Here is a 19,500-nt window from a genome sequence, read left to right on the forward strand (position 1 = left end):
GACTGAAGCTTTGAATTCTCAGCGCTTTGGCTAAGGTTGCCGGATGAACGATGCTTTTGACATGGTCATTATCGGCGCGGGACTGTCCGGTATTGGTGCGGCGTGCCGCTATGTCACTGAGTTTCCGGACGGGAAAATGGCCGTGCTGGAATCGCGCGACGCTATTGGCGGGACGTGGGACCTGTTCCGCTATCCCGGTATTCGCTCTGATTCCGACATGTTGACTTTGGGCTATGATTTCAGGCCGTGGCCGGGCGTGAAGACATTGGCGAGTGGCCCGGCCATTCGCGACTATGTCCGCGATACGGCGCGCGAATACGGCATTGATGAGCGTATTCAGTTTCACAGCAATGTCGTGTCGATGGACTTCGATACGGCTACCGATCTTTGGACGGTCACAGTTGAAGATTCGCGGAATGGGTCTCAGCGAACGATCCGCACACGTTTCGTCCTCTCCTGCGCGGGCTACTACCGCTATGATACTGGCCACGATCCGCATTTTGACGGTCGGGAGGATTTTAAGGGCGACATTATTCACCCGCAATTCTGGCCAGAAGGCTATGACTATGCGGATAAGCGGATCGCTGTGATCGGATCCGGTGCGACGGCGGTGACGCTGGTCCCGGAATTGGCCAAGACGGCGACCCATGTCACCCAGGTTCAGCGAACGCCCACTTATGTCGCGAGTGTTCCGTCGGAAGACATGATCCTCAAGCTAACGTCGAAAATATTGCCAAGTCGATTGAGTTTCCGGATCAACCGCTGGAAGAACATCGCCATATCCCAATATTTTTACCGCAAAGCTCAAAAAAACCCAGACAAAGCGAAGCACAATATTCGCAAGCGGACGTTAAAAGCGCTGGGTCAAGACTATGACGTCGATACTCATTTCAACCCGCCCTATAATCCGTGGGACCAGCGGTTCTGCATGGTGCCAGATGGTGACATGTTTGAAGCGATTAAGCGCGGCGATGCATCCATCGTCACGGGCCATATTGACCGCTTCGTTGAAGATGGGATCTTGATGCAAGATGGCTCAAAGGTCGATGCTGATCTGATCATCACTGCCACAGGGCTCGAGATCAAATTTGGCGGCGGCATGGACCTTCTGATTGACGGTGAGGCTCAAGATATTTCGACGAGTTATGGTTTTAAGGGGCTAATGTTCTCAGGTTTGCCGAATCTCGTCTCCGTGTTTGGCTATACAAATGCAAGCTGGACACTCCGGGCTGATTTGATGAGCCGCTATGCGGTGCGCATGCTGCGATACTTGCAGGACAATGATCTCACCCGGGTTGTCGCAGTGGCGCCAGAGGGGATGCCCCGTCAGCCTTGGACTGATTTTCAGGCCGGATATCTGACGCGTGTTATGGACGAACTGCCTAGTCAGGGCGACCGCATGCCGTGGCTCAATATCCAAGACTATAAACACGATCAGAAAATTTTGATAGAAGACCCCATACCCGGCGACGGCTTGGAGTTCTCGCGTGCAACTGATGCAACGATCGTTTCAGAGGCTGCCGAATGAAGACCTTTCAAATTTTCAACGACAAGGTTTGCGTTGTCACGGGCGCGGCGTCCGGCATTGGTCGCGCCATGGCCCTGAATTTGGCAGCGTCGGGTGCTCGGCTGGCCTTGTCTGACATTAATGAGGACGGCCTACGCGAAACATTAGAGATGATCGGCCCCTCTAATCGACATATGGCCGACCGGATTGATATGGCGGATGCGGACGCCATCGCGGCCTATGCGCCCAAAGTCGACGCCCAGCTCGGAGCCGCAGATTATGTCTTCAATATAGCGGGGCTGACGCGTGTCGGAGATTTCCGCAGTACGTCGGCTGAGAGCTATGAAAAGGTCATGGACGTCAATTTCTATGGCGTTGTGCGCATGTCGAAAGCATTTCTCGAACAACTGATCCAGACTAAGGGGGGGCTGGTCAACATTAGCTCAATCTTCGGTATCGTCGGTTGGCCGGGCCAGAGCCATTACTGCGCGTCCAAATTTGGTGTGCGGGGTTTCACGGAGACGCTGTCCATGGAGATGGCAGAACATGGTGTCAGTGTCTCCTGCGTTCATCCGGGGGGCATCCAGACCAATGTCCTGCGCAATGCCGAAGTGGATCACATTGCTGCGCCAGGTCTGACCAAAGCGATGATGGACGAAAATTTCGATGAGAATACGCCGACCACGGCGGAGCGCGCCGCTGAGATTATTTTGGACGGCACGGCGAAGCGTGACCAGCGGATCATTGTTGGCTCTGATGCGAAATTTATGCAGTTTTGGAACCGTCTGTTCCCAACCCGTTATCGCAAGATGGTGATGAAACGCGCGCAGCGAATTGCGACGGATTAACCAAACACATGATTGTTACTCGCTTGCGATGTACGAAACTCCCGCCTAGGTCGCCCTCGTGAGCGGTCCATCTTCCCCAAATTCTGTCCCCATTGAAAACATGGGGCAGCTCGTCGAGCATTTGGCTCAGGGCTGTAAGCCTAAGGCCGATTGGCGCATCGGCACTGAACATGAGAAGATCGCCTTCGCGACAGCAGACAATCTGCCGCTGCCCTATGAAGGTGAAACATCGATCCGCGCTTTGCTGGAAGGCTTGCAGCGTTTCGACTGGCAACCTGTCGAAGAAAATGGCTTTCTCATCGCACTGAAACGCGACGGTGCGTCCGTGAGCCTAGAGCCCGGTGGGCAGTTCGAATTATCCGGTGCACCTGTCGAGCATGTGCATCAGACTTGCGCCGAAGTGACTCGCCATCTGCGTGAGGTGAGGGAGGTCGCTGATGAGATCGGCGCAGGCTTCCTCTCGCTGGGCTTCCGACCTGACACCCGTCTCGAAGATGTGCCGATCATGCCCAAAGGGCGCTACAAGATCATGCGCGACTATATGAAGAAAGTCGGCACACTGGGACGCGAAATGATGTTCCGGACCTGTACGGTGCAGACCAATCTCGATTTCAGTTCAGAAGCCGACATGGTTCGGAAGTTTCGGGTCAGTCTAGCGCTCCAGCCGATTGCAACGGCACTATTTGCCAATTCACCGTTCACCAATGGCGACCTTAACGGGTTCAAATCTTACCGCTCACGCGTGTGGATGGACACCGATGCGGACCGGACGGGTATGTTGCCCTTCGTATTCGAAGATGGCTTCGGATTTGAGCAATATATTGATTATGCCTTGGATGTGCCGATGTATTTCGTCCATCGGAACGGAAAATATCTCGACGCATCAGGCAAGAATTTTCGCGACTTTATGAACGGCACGCTGGATGTCGTTCCGGGCGAAATTCCCACACTCTCCGATTTTGATGATCATCTCTCGACCATTTTCCCAGAAGTGCGTCTGAAACAATTTCTTGAAATGCGTGGCGCGGACACGGGTCCGTGGGATGAGCTTTGCGCGCTTCCCGCATATTGGGTTGGCTTGCTTTATGAGGACGACGCGCTGGATGCGGCTTGGGAGATCGTCAAGGACTGGACCGCTGAGGATCGTCAGCAGCTTCGCGAAGCGGTGCCTGCGCAAGGCTTTGATGCGATGATCCGGGGCGTATCCGTACGAGATATCGCGATTCGGACCTTGGCCATTGCGCGCAAGACACTGAACACGCGCGGCTACATGAACGGACATGGCGAGAATGAAACCGTCTTTCTACAAGCGTTGGACACGATGGCCCGGGCTGGACAGTCCAATGCGGATCTTCTGATCGAGGCCTTCAAGAACGAATGGAATGGCGATATCTCGCGCGCTTATTCGGAATGTATCTATTAGCGTGACGCCGTAGCTCTTGGAGAGCCTTTTTCACGTCTAACCCGAGTGCAATTCGGGATTGATGTGCCCTCGACTTAAGCCTGCAAAAATGGGTGCCTGTCTTGCATTTTTGATCAATCGGGTCTGACGGCGCTCATGACATGTCTATGTTGCAATCCGTTTTCGACAAACGAAACTTTAAGCCACTGAATTTACTTGAAAATTTTGGGATGCGGGCGAAGTCGCGACGAATTTCCTATACAATCGCGTAGGCTTAGGGCTCGCCGCATTCATTTTTGAATGTATTCCTGCGACACACGTTGCGCTTTTTTTCCGCTAGCGGCTGCATGTGGCTCCCCCGGGCCACAGCCAACCCCGGATGTCCCCCATCCCCAAAGGAGAAGACCCATGAAACTCGCAACAGCTATCCTCGGTGTAACTGCTCTTATCGTTCTTCCGCAGGCCGCCTTCGCAAACAGCGCGAAGACATCAGAGAAGATTTCCGCCTGTACAGATGAAATACAAACCCAACTCGGTGCGTCTGATACCCAGCTTGAATTCAAAACAGTCAAAGGCAATTCGCGCGTCAAGACTCTGAACTTCCGTATCGAAGCTGATGGCGAACGTGACAAAGTTACCTGTAAGGTCCGCCGCGACAACACAGTTGAAGTCGTTTGGGGCAAAACCGTCAAACCTAAGATGGACAAAGCCGTCCAAGCCGAAGTCAAGACCAACGCAGGCGAATAATACGCTGCAGCATTGGCATCTGCCGCTGCCTGATCTCGCGTCATAAAATGACGCGTCGTAATGAAGAAACCGCCTCTGCTGCGACGCAGGGGCGGTTTTTTGTTGCGCTTGACCTGTTCCCGACTTCTGGCAGGGTCTTGGCAGAGCCATTTGCTAAGACGGAGTATCTTGTGACACGTTCAACCCTTCTACTGTCGACCACGCTCGGACTGTGCTTTTTTGCTGCGTTGAGCGCAAATGCGGCCTCTCCTCAAGAGGTTCTCGATTCCAAGCTGCGAGCGGTTGGCACTATCATCGACGCCAACCTCTCCATGGAATCTGTGCCGGGTGCCGCGATTGGTATCGTGCATGATCAGGATTTGGTCTGGAGCCACCAATATGGCGTGCAGGATTTGCAAACCCGAAAGCCGGTTACAAATGACACGGCCTTTAGCATTTGCTCGGTCTCCAAACTTTTTACCGGCATCGCCATTATGGATCTGGAAGAGGCCGGAAAAATTGATCTGGATATGCCAATTTCGACGTATTTAGACGGGCGCGACGGCCCGGAAACGGGTGTGACCGTTGGTAATGTTCTTTCGCATGTGTCCGGCGTGGCGCGCGAAAGCGGTACGGATTTCTGGCTAGAAAATGATTTTCCAGATGACGTCACCTTGATGACGGACTTTGCCGACCGCGATAATTGGTATGGTCCTTATGAGCATTGGCAATATTCGAATCTCGGAATGGCAGCTTTAGGCCAAGTCATAGCCACGACCAGTGGGAAGAGCTTTCATGATTATGTCGCGGACAATATTTTAGAGCCACTCGGGATGGAGAATACCAGCACGGACATGCCGTTTAATCGGGTCGGGCAGGGGTTTGCCCGCGGTTACTATGTCCGGAACGCGAAAGGGGTTCGCGCCCCGGTTCAGCCGCATAGTTTTAAGGCCTTCGCTCCGGCCGCAGGACTCGCATCTAGCGTCAGTGATCTGGCGCGTTTTATGTCCTGGCATTTCCGTCTGCGCGACGCTGACGAGGCCGAGGTTCTGGAACCCAACACCCTCAAGCGTATGCAGCGGGTCCATTGGACGGGCGAAGATTTTGATGAACCCGCTTGGGGTCTTGCTTACGCGACACGGCGATATGGGAAGAAGACCATGTGGGGGCATGGGGGCTATTGTCCCGGGACTGTGACGGAAGTCGTCATGCGAAACTCGGAGAAAACCGGTGTTGCGGTCATGCTCTCGGCCAATGATGTCAGTGCGGGGAAGATGGCTAAAATGGTCTATTCGATGGCTGGCGACGATATCAAAGCCGTCTACGGATCTGAGACGTCAGATAAGACTGAGGTGTCCGAATCCGCTGAGACGGAGTCCAGCGATGATAAACATGACTTTGGCGCTTATGAGGGTCACTATGTCAGACCCAATTATGATTGGGCGTTTTATGTTGGCCTGACGTCAGACGGGCTCTTCGCGGTCCCGGTTCATTCTGATGAGCCGCAGGACGGTTTAGACAATCTGAAACACGTTGAAGGCGACCAATTTAAATTTAAGCGCGATGATGGGTCTCTCGGTGCACCCGTAACTTTCCTTCGCAATGATGGCGGTGAGGTGATCGAGGTCATCAGCGCAGGCTACAAATTTTATCGGAAGTAGCGCCTGCCTTAATCGCGCCACATTGTCGCAAAACTAAGGCAGCTTCCTGCCTCACTCCGGTCAAACCCCAGCTTTAGGTCTCTCTTCATCAAGAGAGCAGAGTTGGGGTTTTACACATGCAGACGATGAGCCTAGTCAGAGATCGGAACTATACATCCCGTAGGGTTGGAGCCCGGTCCATGGCCACTATTTTCCTTGTTGATGACGACGAGAACATACTGACATCCGTATCCATGTATTTGGAAGGCGAGGGCTATGACGTCCGCAAATTCCACGATGGTGCGACAGCTCTGGACGCTCTCAAGGTTAGCCCGCCTGATTTGGCCGTCTTCGATGTGAAGATGCCGCGTATGGACGGAATCGAATTGCTGCGCCGCTTGCGCCAGACCTCTAACCTTCCGGTGATCTTCCTGACGTCCAAAGATGATGAGTTGGATGAAGCGATTGGCTTCTCAATGGGCGCCGATGATTACATCACCAAGCCGTTCTCTCAGCGCTTGCTCGGAGAGCGGATTAAAGCGGTCTTACGCCGTGCCCAATTGACATCTACTGTCGCGCCTATGCCCGAAGAGGGGGACGATAAGGTCATTCGTCGCGGCAAACTCGTTCTCGATAATAATCGCCATGCCTGTTCTTGGGAAGGTGAGGCGGTACGTTTGACTGTGACCGAGTTTCTAATCCTAGAGGCGCTGGCCAAGCGTCCTGGCTACGTCAAATCCCGCGATCAACTGATGGACGCGGCCTATGACGACCAAATTTACGTCGATGACCGTACGATCGATAGCCACATCAAACGGTTGCGAAAGAAGTTCCGCAAGACGGACAAGTCATTCGACGCTATCGAGACGCTCTATGGTGTCGGATACAAATATAAGGAAGGCTGACACAGCGACTGTGTCTGCTCCCAATCCGCGTCCCGATAATGTGTCGGGACGCAGGCTGTTCTCGCTGAAACGGCGCGAGCGTCGTCGCTTTACGCCTCGGCGCTTTCTGCTGTCGTCCAGACTGACTCAACTGATCATCGCCTCCAACCTGGTCGGCCTAATCATATTAGTCGTCGGCGCGCTGGCAATGAACCGGTTCGAAGAGGGGCTGATCCAAGGCAAGGTGGATAATATCGCCTCGCTGGCGGCAACCATCACCACCGTCATGGGTGAACGTGCGACCGGAATTGGGCAAGCATCAGAACTTGATGTGGAAGGCGCGAAGAAAGTGCTGCGCGGGGTCAATGTGCCGCCCTCTTGGCGTGTCCGCTTGCATGATCGATCCGGGCAAGTTGTTGCCGATACGGAACGTCTGGATAACAAGATCGAAGTCAGCCCGCTCGATCCGATTCAAACGGAGGATGATCCGCCGAAGCCGCGCGTCGATGTCTGGCGCGACGGCCTGACCAGCTGGGCGCGTAAGACGTTGCATGAGTTACCGTGGCGTCAAAACCGGCGCGATCGATTTCGTTGGGATTTGAAGGCCGATATCAGAGCCGGCTTGTCTGGTGAAACCGTGAGTGGCGCGCGCTATGGCGCTGACGACTCGCTCGTCGTGACAGCCACGCTGCCCGTTATGCGGGTCCAGCAAGTCTTGGGCACAATTACGGTTGAAAGCCATGATGTCGATGGCATCGTCAATGCTGAACGGCGCGCGCTTGCGCCGATTATTGGGCTCGCCTTTTTCGCAACGTTGCTCTCTTCGCTGGCGCTGATTTTGTTCATTACCCTGCCCATGCGTCGATTGGCGAAAGCAGCAGAGCAGGTCGCCCGTAACCCGCGGAAATATGATGCCATTCCAGATTTGTCACGCCGCCGTGACGAAATTGGCGACCTTTCGCTTGTCCTGCGGGATATGACGAAAGGCTTGTATAATCGGGTTGATGACATCGCGAACTTCGCTGCGGATGTGGCGCACGAAATTAAAAACCCGCTTACTTCGCTCCGCTCTGCCTCTGATACATTGAGGGTGGCTCGAACGGATGCTGACCGCGATAAGCTGATCGATATTATCTCTCAGGATGTGACCCGGATGAACCGGCTGATTACTGACATTAGCAATGCTTCAAAGGTCGACGCCAATCTGGCCAAAGATACAGCGCAAACTTTAGATGTGGGTGAGATTGTCGCCAATATCGTCGCTTTCTATACGCAAACGAAGTCAGGCTCTGGCCCCGACGTTGTCGATATGAGCGATCTGCCGGATCCCACATTCATTCGGGCGTTTGAGGCCCCTTTTGCCCAGGTTCTTCGCAATTTGATCGACAATGCGCTGACTTTTTCGCCTGAAAATGGAACCGTCGATGTGGCGGCGTCAGCCTCGGACAATAAGGTCACGATCACGGTTTCAGATCAGGGGCCGGGCATCCCGGACGGCAATTTAGAGGCCGTGTTCGACCGCTTCTATACGGAACGACCAGAGGGTGCGAAGTTCGGATCACATTCTGGTCTGGGATTGGCGATTTGTCGTCAGATCATGACGGCGCATCGGGGTCGAATTTGGTCCGAAAACAAGACCGAAGCGGACGGTGCGATCAGTGGTGCGCGCTTTTTTGTCGAACTGCCTCGCCAAACAACGGGGGGTGGTCCAGACGCGCCGCGTCGAAAGCGGGGCTGATAGACAGCTGAATACACGCAGTTCTAAGACAAAAATCTCTTTACGCCGCGCGTGATTCCGGTTTTACCGATCCGATGCATTGTCGGAATACTCTATGATCGGTCTGGTCATCGTCACACATGGCGAACTCGCCATTGAGCTGAAGCGCGCGACTGAACACGTAGTCGGGCCGCAGGACGCGATTAAAACTATTTGCATTGGTCCGGACGACGATATGGAACGTCGTCGCGATGATATTCGCAAAGCCGTGGACGAGGTCGATGCGGGCCGTGGGGTTATCCTGCTGACCGACATGTTCGGCGGTACCCCATCTAATTTGGCCATATCCATGCTGCGCGAAGACAAGGTTGAGGTTTTGGCGGGTGTGAACCTACCGATGTTGATTAAGCTGGCCGAGGCCCGACGCGACGCGACGCTGGCAGAAGCGTCCCAAAAAGCCAAAGATGCGGGTCAACGCTACATTGCTATCGCCTCACGGATACTTGCTGGCGAGGAATGATGAATCTCAATTGCGGGATACCCGATGCGGACGGAATGCCGTCTGCGCAGACAACGTTGAAACTCCGCAACAAGCGCGGCCTCCACGCACGCGCATCCAACAAATTCATGGAAACCGTTGGGCAATTTGACGCCCGGGTCTGGGTTCGCAGCCACAATGATGTGTGTGCCGACACTGTTGAAGCGGACAGTGTGATGGAATTGCTGCTGCTCGGCGCCGCCTGTGGTGAGCAGATAACCGTCACCGCGCAGGGCGTTCAGGCCTCCAAAGTCATCGATGCGCTCACGGCGTTGGTGGGCAGCCGTTTCGGTGAAGGCGAATGAGGGTCCTACTTCTCGCATTTGCAACCCTTCTGACAAGTTGTGGGTCGACCAGCACTTTTCATCCGCAAAGCCAATATCCGCCAGATCCCTATGTGAAGGGCTATGCAGACTCTGACGATTGTATCGGCGGAGAGAGCCTGGCGGCGATAGACCTGCCCATGCCAGAATATCCGTCACGGGCGTTCCGGACGGGTCGGCAGGGCTGGGCGATCCTTCGACTCGATGTGGGGGCCGATGGGTCCGTTGTAAACGCAGTCGCACAACGATCCTTGCCGGACGGTCTATTTGAAAAATCAGCAGAGCGCGCCGCTCGGCAGTGGCGCTTCGAGCCGCCTGCGGACGGCGGCCTCACCAATTGCCGCGTTCTGGTTCGCTACCGACTAGGCGAGGTGAGCTTGGGCGGGTAAGGGCGCTCTCATGGGCGATTATACAAAGATTCTACCCGTGATTCTTAGCGGCGGAGCGGGCAGCCGACTTTGGCCCCTGTCACGACAATCTGCCGCGAAGCAGTTTTTGCCGCTGGCTGGGTCTAAGACCATGATTCAGGACACGGCGGACCGAACGCGCGGACCGGACTTCTTGCCGCCTGTCTTCATTTGCAATGCATCGCACATTGATCTGATCGACGAACAAATTGATGATTACGGCGCGATCATTGTTGAGCCAGAGGGGCGCAATACGGGCCCTTGCGCGGTCGTGGCAGCCTTGCACGCTTTGTCACTGGATCCTGATGCGCTGATCCTTCTGGCCCCGGCTGACCATGTGATCGAGCGTCCCGACGTTTTCTTGGATGCGCTCCGCCGGGCCGCTCCGATTGCGGCGGACGGCCATCACGTCACCTTCGGGATGACGCCGGATCATCCAGCCACAGGCTTCGGATATATTCAGCAAGGCAAGACCATCGCAGACGGAGTTTTTGAGATTGAAAGCTTCCGAGAAAAACCAGATGAGGTCACCGCCAAATCCTACCTTGCGAGTGGGAATTACCATTGGAACAGCGGTATCTTCCTATTCAAGCCTTCGCTGCTGATTGAGGAAATGGCAGCCCTGGCCAGTGAGTGTGCCGAGCCTGCACGGCAATCTTACGCTCAGGCCAAGCATCAAGACCGAGTGATCCACCTCGACGCGCAGAGCTTCGCGCAATGTAAGCCGGAGCCAATTGATATTGCTTTAATGGAACGGACCTCAAAAGGCGCGGTTCTGCCTTGTGATCTAGGGTGGCGCGATGTGGGTAGCTTTCGAGCGTATCGCGACCTTCACGCCGCTGGCGAAGAGGCTGTGATTATTGGCGATGGCTATGCGCATGACAGCGCAGGCAGTTTAATCGACACAGATGGGCCGCTGGTGGCTCTGATTGGCCTCGAGAATGTCGGTGTGATCGTGCGAGACGGTCGTGTACTTGTGGTCGAGCTGGACGCGTCACAGGACGTCAAAGAAATCGTCAATTGGCTCAAAGCCGACAATCGTACGGATAAGCTGTAACATGGCTGGATATTTTGGAACGGACGGCATTCGCGGCCGTGCGGGTGAAGATAAGCTCTCAGAGGCCTCTTTAGAAAAGCTTGCCGACGCGATCGGTGCCCATTTTGGGGCCGGATCGACGGCTGTCATCGGCCGTGACACGCGGGAGTCTGGCGATGCTGTCCAAGCCGCTTTGATAAAGGGGCTGCTGCGTCAAGGAATCAATGTGTTGCCTGTCGGTGTTTTACCGACCCCGGCGACGGCTTCAATGGTGCCGCACCTTATGGCGGATTTTGGGTTGATGATCACCGCGTCCCACAATCCCTTTCACGATAATGGGGTGAAACTATTTGGCTCGGATGGTCGAAAAGTTTCTGATGCGGTCCAAGACTCCGTCGAAGCTCTCATCAAAACAGCAATGGGACCTGGCTTAGACCCGGCTGCCACACCGGGTGAGGTCAAAGCGGGCCGGATTTTGGATGCGCTCTATGTCGACAATCTCGTCTCTGCCTTCCGGTCTACGGGGACACATTCGCTGAGCGGTCTGAAGATTGTTGCGGATTGCGCCAATGGCGCCGCATACCAAGTCTTTCCCGCTGCGCTTCGGGCGCTCGGTGTAGAGCCTATTTTGCTGGGAATATCACCCGATGGTCGCAACATTAATGAAGATTGCGGCTCAACCCATCCAGAGGGATTGGCCAAAGCCGTGCTTGATCACCAAGCAGACATTGGTGTCGCGCTGGACGGTGATGCTGACCGACTGATCATGGTTGATAATAAGGGAGAGGTTGTCGACGGAGATCAACTGATCGCCCGGCTGGCCACAGACTGGCATCAACAAGACCGCCTAAGCAGTACGTCAATTGTTTCGACGGTGATGACGAACCTTGGGTTAGAGCGCTACTTTGATACTCTGGGTCTGAGGTTGGAACGGACACCTGTTGGTGACCGGCATGTCGCCGTCCGTATGACCGATCTTGGGGCAAATCTTGGTGGTGAACCGTCCGGACACGTACTGATGACCGACTATGCCGTGACAGGGGACGGTAGCCTTGCCGCGCTCATGGTGTTGGCTGGATTATTAAAGTCCGGGGACACAAGCGCCCAGTATTTGAGCGTGTTCAAACCCTTTCCGCAGCTTTTGCAAAATGTCCGTTACAATGGTGCCTCACCGCTGCTGAACGAACCCGTTCAGACAGCGATAAAAGCCGTAGATGCTCGGATGGGTGATACTGGTCGAATCCTCGTCCGCGCTTCGGGGACAGAACCACTGATCCGCGTAATGGCGGAAGGCGAAGACGAGGGGGTCGTTACGGCTGCAGTCGAAGAACTCTGCGCTGTGATCGAATCTCTCGCGGATTAGGCGAGCTTCGCGCTTTTCACTCGGCGAATAGGCGTCTATCCCACTGTGATGAGGACGTCGCGACGGCCATAAGGTCTGCGATAATCGGGGAGTCATTGCGCAGATCGTGCTGGATCAAACCATAGATATAACGTTCGCAGTTACAACAATCGCTGTACTGCTTGCTGTCATCATGGGCGGCATTGTCCTTGCGTTGCTCGGACGTGTGAACCGATCTGAGCAACGCTGGAAGCTACGCGCCCGAGATCTCGATCACCAGATCGGCCATTATGATGCGGTTTTCGGGTCGTATTCGGGACTGGTGCTGGTTTGGGATGAGGGTGAGGTTACAGCTGAGGCTGACTTTGGTGAGCCGCGTGTCTTCGGGAGCCCCGCCGCATTGGCCTCTATGCTGCGGTTCTCAGAACCAGGAGGCTCGCACAATGTTGCGATGCGCGTTCTGTCGGGCCTAGCTGATCTTGATACTGTATCTGACAAAGCCAAGCGGCCAACGCTTCGCACATTACTCTCCTCGCTGCGTCAAAGCGGAGAGTCTTTTTCTGCGTCTATCATATTGCCAGAAGGTCAAATCATCGAAGCAGACGGTCGCGTTGCTGGGCATCAAATTGTGCTTTGGCTCCAAGACGCGTCTCTACGCGGCGAGGATGAACGCAAGGCGATTTCGCGATTTGAGACCTCTCGCCTGACAGCAGAAGTTGACCCTGTCGCCTTTGTCGAAATGATGAGCCGTGCTCCGCACCCAGTCTGGCGCTTATCAAGCACGCGTCAGATCAATTGGGCTAACCCTGTCTATATTCGCGCCGTTGGTGGAAACGATCTCGACGACGTCATCAGTCGACAACTTCATCTGGACGCGAAGGCGCAAAGCGAGGCCATGGCCGTGCTTGAAACCGGGTCACCCAGCCAATCCGTTCGTCCGATCGTCACGGGTGGCGGGCAGCGCATGGCCATGCGGATTGATCTATTTCCGGTCAGTGGCGGCGTCGGCGGGATGGCTATGGACGCGTCTGAAGCCGAGACTTTGAAACGTATGCTTGACCGTCATCTGGCCGCGCATGATGCATGGCTTGGCAAGACGGGCGAAGCTGTCATTTCCTTTGCGCCGGATCAGACGTTGCGCAGCTTCAATCAGGCGTTCACGACGATGTTCAGTCTGGACGTGGCGTGGCTCCAAAGCGGACCGAGCCATGCAGCACTGCTCGACCGTCTCCGCGAAACAGAGCAGCTTCCACCAAAATCCGACTATCGTCAGTGGAAATCGCAAGAGCTGGGGCTTTATACGGATTGGCCAAATGAGGTTCCGGAAGAGACTTGGGATATGCCCAATGGCAATCTCTATCGGGTGGTGCGACTGCGCGATGCGGAAGGCGGGATTACGATCCTGTTCTCCGATATTACTGACAAAATGACCCTCAAGAGCCAGCTCGGCACGCTCATCAATGTGCAACGGGCGACGCTTGATAAGTTGACCGAAGGCATCGCTGTTTACGGCACGGATGGCCGACTGCGCCTGCATAATTCGGCCTTCACGAAGCTCTGGGGGTTAAGTGAAGATGATCTGAGGGATAGTCCGCGCTTCGCAGACATTATCGAAATGTGCTTTCCGCTCTATCACGATGCCGAATTCTGGTCGGACCTGAAGGCACGTGCCACGGACCCGAACCCGGATGTGCGTCGTCACGTTGATGGCGAAATCACCTGTTCCGACAACAGGGTTATGCGGTGGCTGTCCCGTCCCTTGCCGGATGGAGCGACCCTCATCGCCTGGGACGATGTGACCTCATCGCGGCGGACGGAACGGGCATTGCGGGAGCGGGCCGAAGCGTTGGAAGAGGCGGATCGCATGAAAAGCGAGTTTGTCGGCCATGTCTCATATCAACTGCGAACGCCGCTAACGACGATTGCTGGTTACTCAGACTTCTTACAGAATGGCGGCGCGGGTGAGTTGTCGGATAAGCAGAGCGAGTTTGTGTTCGCGATACAGAGTGCGTCCGAGGATCTGGCAAAGGCTATCGACGACATTCTCGATATCGCCGCCATTGAAGCTGACAAGCTGGATCTCGAACTGGGTGATGTGGATATTTTCCAGTTGCTCGATCATTCGATCGATTATGTGGCGACCAAAGCGGATGATACTCGGATCTCCCTCGATATTGTCTGCGATCCAGAGATTGGGGTCGTGCGCGCTGACGAAACCCGAATGAAACAAGTGGTTTACAATCTGCTCGCGAACGCTCTGCGGTTCACGAAGCCGGGCGGGCTTATCGAACTGGGTGCGGAGCGGTCTGCGGGCGGCGGCGTGCGGTTGTGGGTGCGGGACACGGGGGTTGGTATTCCGCTCAACCGGCAGGCGGCTGTGTTTGAAAGCTTTGAGAGCTCACGCGGTGGCGTTGGCCTTGGTCTGACCTTAGTCCAGCGCATCATCGACCGTCACGGCGGTTGGGTTGAGCTCGATAGTGTCGAGGGGCAGGGGACTCATGTTTCTTGTTATCTCCCGCGTGAAGCCGACCCGGCGGGCGCGCACCCCGAACTCTTTGAGGTCGTGGACGATTAAACCCAAGATTATGGCCCCACTCGCTCTGTCGTCTGTGCTTGCGTCTAAGCCCATCCGGGATTAAAGGCCCGCTTTCCGTATTTCTGTGTCCCAGCGAGATTCCTATGGCCCGCGTTACCGTTGAAGACTGCGTCGAGAAGATCCCAAACCGGTTCGACCTCGTTCTGCTTGCCTCACACCGTTCCCGCAATATTTCCGCAGGCGCAGCCCTGACGGTCGACCGCGACAATGATAAGACACCGGTCGTATCCTTGCGCGAACTGGCTGATGGCAACCTCGAATTGGACGAGCTTCGTGAAAGCCTCGTGACCAATTTGCAGCGTGTTATCACTGATGACGACATGCCGGACGAAGCGCAGGAAGAAGCGGCACCCGTGCTCGCGCTTGAGCATGGTGAAACCAAGGCTCAAGAAATGTCCGAAGCTGATCTTCTTCGCGCGCTGCAAGGCGACCGTGATAATGATAGCTCGACACGCTTCTAGAAGCCCCGGCATTGCCACGCATTTATCAAGCCACCGACCAATGTCGGTGGCTTTTGCGTAAGCGCCTCTCTATATCGATCCGGTGAACGACCACACGCCGATCATGCCCGCGCCGCAAGCCGGCAAAAACAGCTACCTGCGCCAATTTGAATTGGTCGAGCGGGTTAAAGCCTATGACCCGTCAGCCGATGCAGCTCTGCTGAACAAGGCCTATATCTATACGGTCAAGGCACATGGCGAACAGATGCGCCATTCCGGCGATCCCTATTTTGCGCACCCTATTGAAGTTGCTGGGATATTAGCGGGGCTGCATTTGGATGTCGCGTCGATCTGCACCGCCCTGTTGCATGACGTTATTGAGGATACGGATGTCACGCGTGACGATCTGGCGGAGGAGTTCACGCCAGAAATTGCCGATCTCGTCGATGGGGTAACAAAGCTGTCTCAGCTTGAATTGAGCCCGTCGGCCAGCCGGGAACGGGCGCAGGCCGAGAATTTCCAGAAGTTTGTTCTCGCCATGAGTCGCGATGTGCGGGTGTTGTTGGTCAAGCTCTGCGATCGCCTGCATAATATGCGAACGCTGCAATATCATCCGCGTCAGTCGTCAAGGGAACGGATTGCCCGTGAAACCTTGGATATTTACGCCCCACTTGCCCGACGGATCGGTGTCGATCGTATTTGCTCAGAGCTTGAGGACCTGTCGTTCCAGCACCTTAATGCCAGTGCGTTTGAAAGCATCATGCGCCGCTTGGATGAATGGCGGAGTGATCAGGGCGAGGCGATCAGCGAGGTCTCCACGGCGCTGCGGGATCTGTTCGACGAACATGATGTCGATGTGAAAATTTATGGACGGGAAAAACGTCCCTTCGCCATCTGGCGAAAGCTGCAGCGGCAGAATATCGGCTTTGATGACGTTGCTGACCTTTATGCCTTTAGAATCCTGACCCAGACCGACGCGGACTGTTATCGTGTGCTGGGTATATTGCATCGGACCTACCGTGCTGTTCCGGCCCGCTTCCGCGATTTCATCAGCGTACCAAAGTCCAACGGCTACCAGTCTCTTCACACCACAATCCGGACTGCCGACAATCGCCGTGTTGAAATTCAGATTCGAACCGAACGAATGGAAGACGTGGCGGAGCGCGGTGTGGCGGCGCACTGGGCCTATAAAGACCAAGCCTACGCTTATGATCCTGAACGCGCCAAAGCCTCCGGTGGGGACCCCCTGCGGCGTATTCGGCCACTTGTGGAGATGATGGAACAGTCGGGTGATGCAGATGAGTTCCTAGAACATGCCAAGCTGGAGATGTTTGCCGATCAGGTTTTTACTTTCACGCCGAAAGGCGATCTGATTTCTCTGCCGCGCGGCGCAACGCCGATCGATTTTGCTTATGCCGTTCACACGAAAGTGGGTCACACATGCATTGGTGCCGTGGTCAATGGCCGCGACGTGCCTCTGCGGACTCGCTTAGAGAATGGCGATGTGGTCAAGATTATCCGCGGCGGGACGGCGGAGCCGCTGGAAGGCTGGGAAAATATGGTCGTCACCGGCAAGGCGCGATCCGCTCTGCGCCGCCTGACCCGGGACGGCGAGACGGAAGAATTTCGTCGGATCGGCGCCATGTTGGCAGAACATGCTTTTACCCGTGAGCACCAGACCTTTGCGGAGTCAGCGCTCGATGATGTCGTCAAACGGATGGGCCATACTGAGGTCGGGGAAGTCTATGAGCGCCTCGGTCGTGGCGATTTGTCCATGAATGAGTTTATCACGGCGGTGTTCCCAGCCCTGAAAGACCGTGATCCAGATGCGGAGATGGCCAATCGTGATTTGATCGAAGACCGTTCAGCCCGCCTTTATGTCAAAGGTGACGGGCTTCGGTCTGGCGTCGGTCTGCATTTGAAGCGCTGCTGCTCACCCATCCCTGGTGACCGAATTATTGGCGTGCAATCGCCCAAAGGCGGCATCGATATTCATACGATTGATTGTGAAGAGCTAGCCAAGCACGAGTCGCAACAAGACCATTGGATTGATCTGGGTTGGCGCCGCGCTGCAGAGAAGGCCGCTTCGGCAGCGCGTGTCACGGCGACTGTGGAACATGTTCCGGGTGCACTGGCAGACGTCACGCGCATCATTGGTGAGAACTCAGGAAACCTTATCAATATCAAGACTTTACAGCGCAGTCCTGCCTTTTTCGATATGCTGCTGGACCTAGAGGTGCGGGATAACCGTCACCTCATCGCCATCATTGCCGCGCTGCGGACATCGACCTATGTGGTCGCCGCTGACCGTAGCCGATCTCAAATTGAAAGTGACTTGCCGCATGACGATGACGACTGAAGACGTTCTGGATGTCTTCCGCGAAGCGGGAGCTTTGCTGGAGGGCCATTTCATACTGTCTTCAGGGCGGCGCAGCGCGCTGTTTATGCAAAAAGCGCTGATCTTCAAGAATCCTGTTTTGACCGCGAAACTCTGCGCTGCATTGGCCGATAAGGTGCGCGCCCGTCTTGGTGACTTGCCGGACGTCATCATCGCCCCGGCCATGGGCGGCGTTATTCCGGGCTATGAAATGGCACGACAACTTGGTCTAGAATCTATGTTTATGGAGCGTGAGAACGGCACCTTTGTGTTGCGCCGTGGCTTTGAGTTGAAACAGGGTCAGACGGTATTGATGGTCGAGGATATTGTCACGACGGGCCTGTCTTCCCGCGAGACGATCAAGGCCATCACAGAAGCCGGCGGTAATGTAGTCGCAGGATGCTGTATCTTTGACCGGTCTGGGGGAGAGGCCGACATAGGCGTCCCGCTCATTAGCCTCGCTGCGAAACGCTTCCCCGATTTTGATCCGAACGATCTACCGCCAGAATTGGCAGGCACGCCTGCCTATAAGCCGGGCAGTCGAGGTCTGAAGTGATGAGACGGCGCGGCGCGGTTCGTCTGGGCATCAATATCGACCACGTCGCAACCCTCAGAAACGCACGTGGTGGAACGCACCCCGATCCCGTTGAGGCGGCCCGCACGGCGATAAAAGCGGGCGCGGACGGTATTACCGCGCACCTACGCGAAGATCGTCGTCATATTACCGATGATGATATGGAGCGTCTGTCTGCCTTGTGTGCAGAGCAGAAAGTTCCTCTGAATATGGAGCTGGCCGCGACGGAGGAGATGGTGGCCATTGCAACGCGTCTAAAACCGCATGCGGCCTGTCTTGTGCCAGAACGCCGAGAGGAACGCACTACAGAAGGCGGTCTGGATGTTGCGGGTCAACATAACCGACTTGTGCCGATAATTGCACAATTGGCCGACGCTGGATGCCGGGTCTCGCTCTTCATCGAAGCACAGCCCCATCAAATTGATGCAGCAGCGCGTACGGCCGCGAAAGTCGTTGAATTTCACACCGGGGCCTATGCCCATGCGCTCGACGACGGTGATACGGACCGTGCCGATGAAATTTTGGCCCAACTCCAAGCGGGCGGACAGATTGCGCAAGAGGCGGGCCTAGAAGTCCATTATGGTCATGGGCTGACCTTCGACAATGTCGTCCCCGTCGCTGCGATCCCGCAAGCGAAAGAACTCAATATCGGACACTTCATCATCGGTGAGGCCGTATTTTTGGGGCTCGCCCCTGCTATTCACCGCATGGCCTCCATCATTCGGGACGCGCGCGTCGCATGATTTTAGGCATCGGCACTGATATTTGCGACATTCGTCGTATCCGAGACCTTTACGAGCGGCACCCGGAGCGTTTCGCGGCAAAAGCCTTCACCGAAGGTGAGCGAGAAAAATGCTTGGCTCGCCCGGACCCTGTGCCTTGTCTGGCCAAACGATTTGCGGCCAAGGAGGCCGTTGCCAAGGCCCTTGCCACGGAAACAAGTGGCCAGCTGTCATGGCACGATGTTGAAGTTGTCAATTCGCTGTCCGGGCGGCCAGACGTCTTGCTGCACCGGGGTGCGGCTGAACGGCTACACGAGCTCGTGCCTGAGGGTTATACGGGTCATGTGCGTCTCAGCCTGTCTGACGAACGTGATTTCGCTGTGGCCTTTGCAGTGGTCGAAGCCAAACCTGCCTGCTAGGG

18 protein-coding genes are annotated in these 19,500 nt (G+C 55.5%); all 18 read left to right on the top strand.

The window, feature by feature from the left end; all coding sequences use genetic code 11:
* The first annotated feature begins 43 nt into the window (after positions 1-43).
* Positions 44-1,528, top strand: coding sequence for a flavin-containing monooxygenase (locus QQL54_RS04345; protein WP_284387970.1), 1,485 nt, complete (start codon positions 44-46; stop codon positions 1,526-1,528).
* The gene (locus QQL54_RS04350) at positions 1,525-2,355 is read left to right on the top strand and encodes an SDR family NAD(P)-dependent oxidoreductase (protein WP_284387972.1); all 831 of its coding nucleotides are present in this window, start codon (positions 1,525-1,527) and stop codon (positions 2,353-2,355) included. The genes QQL54_RS04345 and QQL54_RS04350 overlap by 4 nt, the downstream gene beginning before the upstream one ends.
* Before the next feature lie 58 nt (positions 2,356-2,413).
* Entirely contained in the window at positions 2,414-3,778 is a 1,365-nt protein-coding gene (locus QQL54_RS04355; RefSeq protein WP_284387975.1) for a glutamate--cysteine ligase, read from the top strand.
* A 387-nt stretch (positions 3,779-4,165) separates the two neighbouring features.
* The gene (locus tag QQL54_RS04360; RefSeq protein WP_284387977.1) at positions 4,166-4,504 is read left to right on the top strand and encodes a hypothetical protein; all 339 of its coding nucleotides are present in this window, start codon (positions 4,166-4,168) and stop codon (positions 4,502-4,504) included.
* A 47-nt stretch (positions 4,505-4,551) separates the two neighbouring features.
* Entirely contained in the window at positions 4,552-6,144 is a 1,593-nt protein-coding gene (locus QQL54_RS04365; RefSeq protein WP_284387978.1) for a serine hydrolase, read from the top strand.
* A gap of 179 nt (positions 6,145-6,323) precedes the next feature.
* A complete protein-coding gene (locus tag QQL54_RS04370; protein ID WP_284387980.1) occupies positions 6,324-7,028 on the top strand; it encodes a response regulator transcription factor in 705 nt (234 codons plus the stop codon).
* Entirely contained in the window at positions 6,997-8,745 is a 1,749-nt protein-coding gene (locus tag QQL54_RS04375) for an ATP-binding protein (RefSeq protein WP_284387982.1), read from the top strand. The genes QQL54_RS04370 and QQL54_RS04375 overlap by 32 nt, the downstream gene beginning before the upstream one ends.
* Before the next feature lie 94 nt (positions 8,746-8,839).
* On the top strand, positions 8,840-9,244 hold the full coding sequence (locus QQL54_RS04380; RefSeq protein WP_284387984.1) for a PTS sugar transporter subunit IIA: 405 nt from the start codon (positions 8,840-8,842) through the stop codon (positions 9,242-9,244).
* Entirely contained in the window at positions 9,241-9,567 is a 327-nt protein-coding gene (locus tag QQL54_RS04385) for an HPr family phosphocarrier protein (RefSeq protein WP_284387986.1), read from the top strand. Before QQL54_RS04380 ends, QQL54_RS04385 begins: the two co-directional genes overlap by 4 nt.
* Positions 9,564-9,974 (top strand): energy transducer TonB, encoded by a 411-nt coding sequence (locus QQL54_RS04390; protein WP_284387989.1) that lies wholly within the window; start codon positions 9,564-9,566, stop codon positions 9,972-9,974. The genes QQL54_RS04385 and QQL54_RS04390 overlap by 4 nt, the downstream gene beginning before the upstream one ends.
* 10 nt (positions 9,975-9,984) lie before the next feature.
* On the top strand, positions 9,985-11,049 hold the full coding sequence (locus QQL54_RS04395; protein WP_284387991.1) for a mannose-1-phosphate guanylyltransferase: 1,065 nt from the start codon (positions 9,985-9,987) through the stop codon (positions 11,047-11,049).
* 1 nt (position 11,050) lies between these two features.
* Positions 11,051-12,391 carry a phosphoglucosamine mutase gene (glmM, locus tag QQL54_RS04400; RefSeq protein WP_284387993.1) on the top strand — a complete coding sequence of 447 codons (1,341 nt, stop codon included), beginning with the start codon at positions 11,051-11,053 and terminating at the stop codon, positions 12,389-12,391.
* 172 nt (positions 12,392-12,563) lie between these two features.
* Complete coding sequence (locus QQL54_RS04405; RefSeq protein WP_284387995.1) at positions 12,564-14,945, top strand: sensor histidine kinase; 2,382 nt, start codon at positions 12,564-12,566, stop codon at positions 14,943-14,945.
* Positions 14,946-15,049: 104 nt separating this feature from the next.
* A complete protein-coding gene (rpoZ, locus tag QQL54_RS04410; RefSeq protein ID WP_284387998.1) occupies positions 15,050-15,427 on the top strand; it encodes a DNA-directed RNA polymerase subunit omega in 378 nt (125 codons plus the stop codon).
* An 82-nt stretch (positions 15,428-15,509) separates the two neighbouring features.
* Positions 15,510-17,765, top strand: a complete 2,256-nt coding sequence (locus tag QQL54_RS04415; RefSeq protein ID WP_284388000.1) for a RelA/SpoT family protein — start codon at positions 15,510-15,512, stop codon at positions 17,763-17,765.
* Complete coding sequence (gene pyrE / locus QQL54_RS04420; protein WP_348520698.1) at positions 17,755-18,339, top strand: orotate phosphoribosyltransferase; 585 nt, start codon at positions 17,755-17,757, stop codon at positions 18,337-18,339. Before QQL54_RS04415 ends, pyrE begins: the two co-directional genes overlap by 11 nt.
* Entirely contained in the window at positions 18,339-19,100 is a 762-nt protein-coding gene (locus QQL54_RS04425) for a pyridoxine 5'-phosphate synthase (protein WP_284388005.1), read from the top strand. The genes pyrE and QQL54_RS04425 overlap by 1 nt, the downstream gene beginning before the upstream one ends.
* On the top strand, positions 19,097-19,498 hold the full coding sequence (gene acpS / locus QQL54_RS04430) for a holo-ACP synthase (RefSeq protein ID WP_284388007.1): 402 nt from the start codon (positions 19,097-19,099) through the stop codon (positions 19,496-19,498). Before QQL54_RS04425 ends, acpS begins: the two co-directional genes overlap by 4 nt.
* Positions 19,499-19,500: the final 2 nt, after the last annotated feature.

Source organism: Algimonas ampicilliniresistens (assembly GCF_030159955.1).
Classification (GTDB): Bacteria; Pseudomonadota; Alphaproteobacteria; order Caulobacterales; family Maricaulaceae; genus Litorimonas; species Litorimonas ampicilliniresistens.

Coding starts and splice junctions, on each gene's coding strand:
- QQL54_RS04345 (WP_284387970.1), top strand. CDS start 44: ATGAACGATGCTTTTGACATGGTCATTATCGGCGCGGGACTGTCCGGT.
- QQL54_RS04350 (WP_284387972.1), top strand. CDS start 1,525: ATGAAGACCTTTCAAATTTTCAACGACAAGGTTTGCGTTGTCACGGGC.
- QQL54_RS04360 (WP_284387977.1), top strand. CDS start 4,166: ATGAAACTCGCAACAGCTATCCTCGGTGTAACTGCTCTTATCGTTCTT.
- QQL54_RS04365 (WP_284387978.1), top strand. CDS start 4,552: ATGACGCGTCGTAATGAAGAAACCGCCTCTGCTGCGACGCAGGGGCGG.
- QQL54_RS04370 (WP_284387980.1), top strand. CDS start 6,324: ATGGCCACTATTTTCCTTGTTGATGACGACGAGAACATACTGACATCC.
- QQL54_RS04375 (WP_284387982.1), top strand. CDS start 6,997: ATGGTGTCGGATACAAATATAAGGAAGGCTGACACAGCGACTGTGTCT.
- QQL54_RS04380 (WP_284387984.1), top strand. CDS start 8,840: ATGATCGGTCTGGTCATCGTCACACATGGCGAACTCGCCATTGAGCTG.
- QQL54_RS04385 (WP_284387986.1), top strand. CDS start 9,241: ATGATGAATCTCAATTGCGGGATACCCGATGCGGACGGAATGCCGTCT.
- QQL54_RS04390 (WP_284387989.1), top strand. CDS start 9,564: ATGAGGGTCCTACTTCTCGCATTTGCAACCCTTCTGACAAGTTGTGGG.
- QQL54_RS04395 (WP_284387991.1), top strand. CDS start 9,985: ATGGGCGATTATACAAAGATTCTACCCGTGATTCTTAGCGGCGGAGCG.
- glmM (WP_284387993.1), top strand. CDS start 11,051: ATGGCTGGATATTTTGGAACGGACGGCATTCGCGGCCGTGCGGGTGAA.
- QQL54_RS04405 (WP_284387995.1), top strand. CDS start 12,564: ATGGGCGGCATTGTCCTTGCGTTGCTCGGACGTGTGAACCGATCTGAG.
- rpoZ (WP_284387998.1), top strand. CDS start 15,050: ATGGCCCGCGTTACCGTTGAAGACTGCGTCGAGAAGATCCCAAACCGG.
- pyrE (WP_348520698.1), top strand. CDS start 17,755: ATGACGACTGAAGACGTTCTGGATGTCTTCCGCGAAGCGGGAGCTTTG.
- QQL54_RS04425 (WP_284388005.1), top strand. CDS start 18,339: ATGAGACGGCGCGGCGCGGTTCGTCTGGGCATCAATATCGACCACGTC.
- acpS (WP_284388007.1), top strand. CDS start 19,097: ATGATTTTAGGCATCGGCACTGATATTTGCGACATTCGTCGTATCCGA.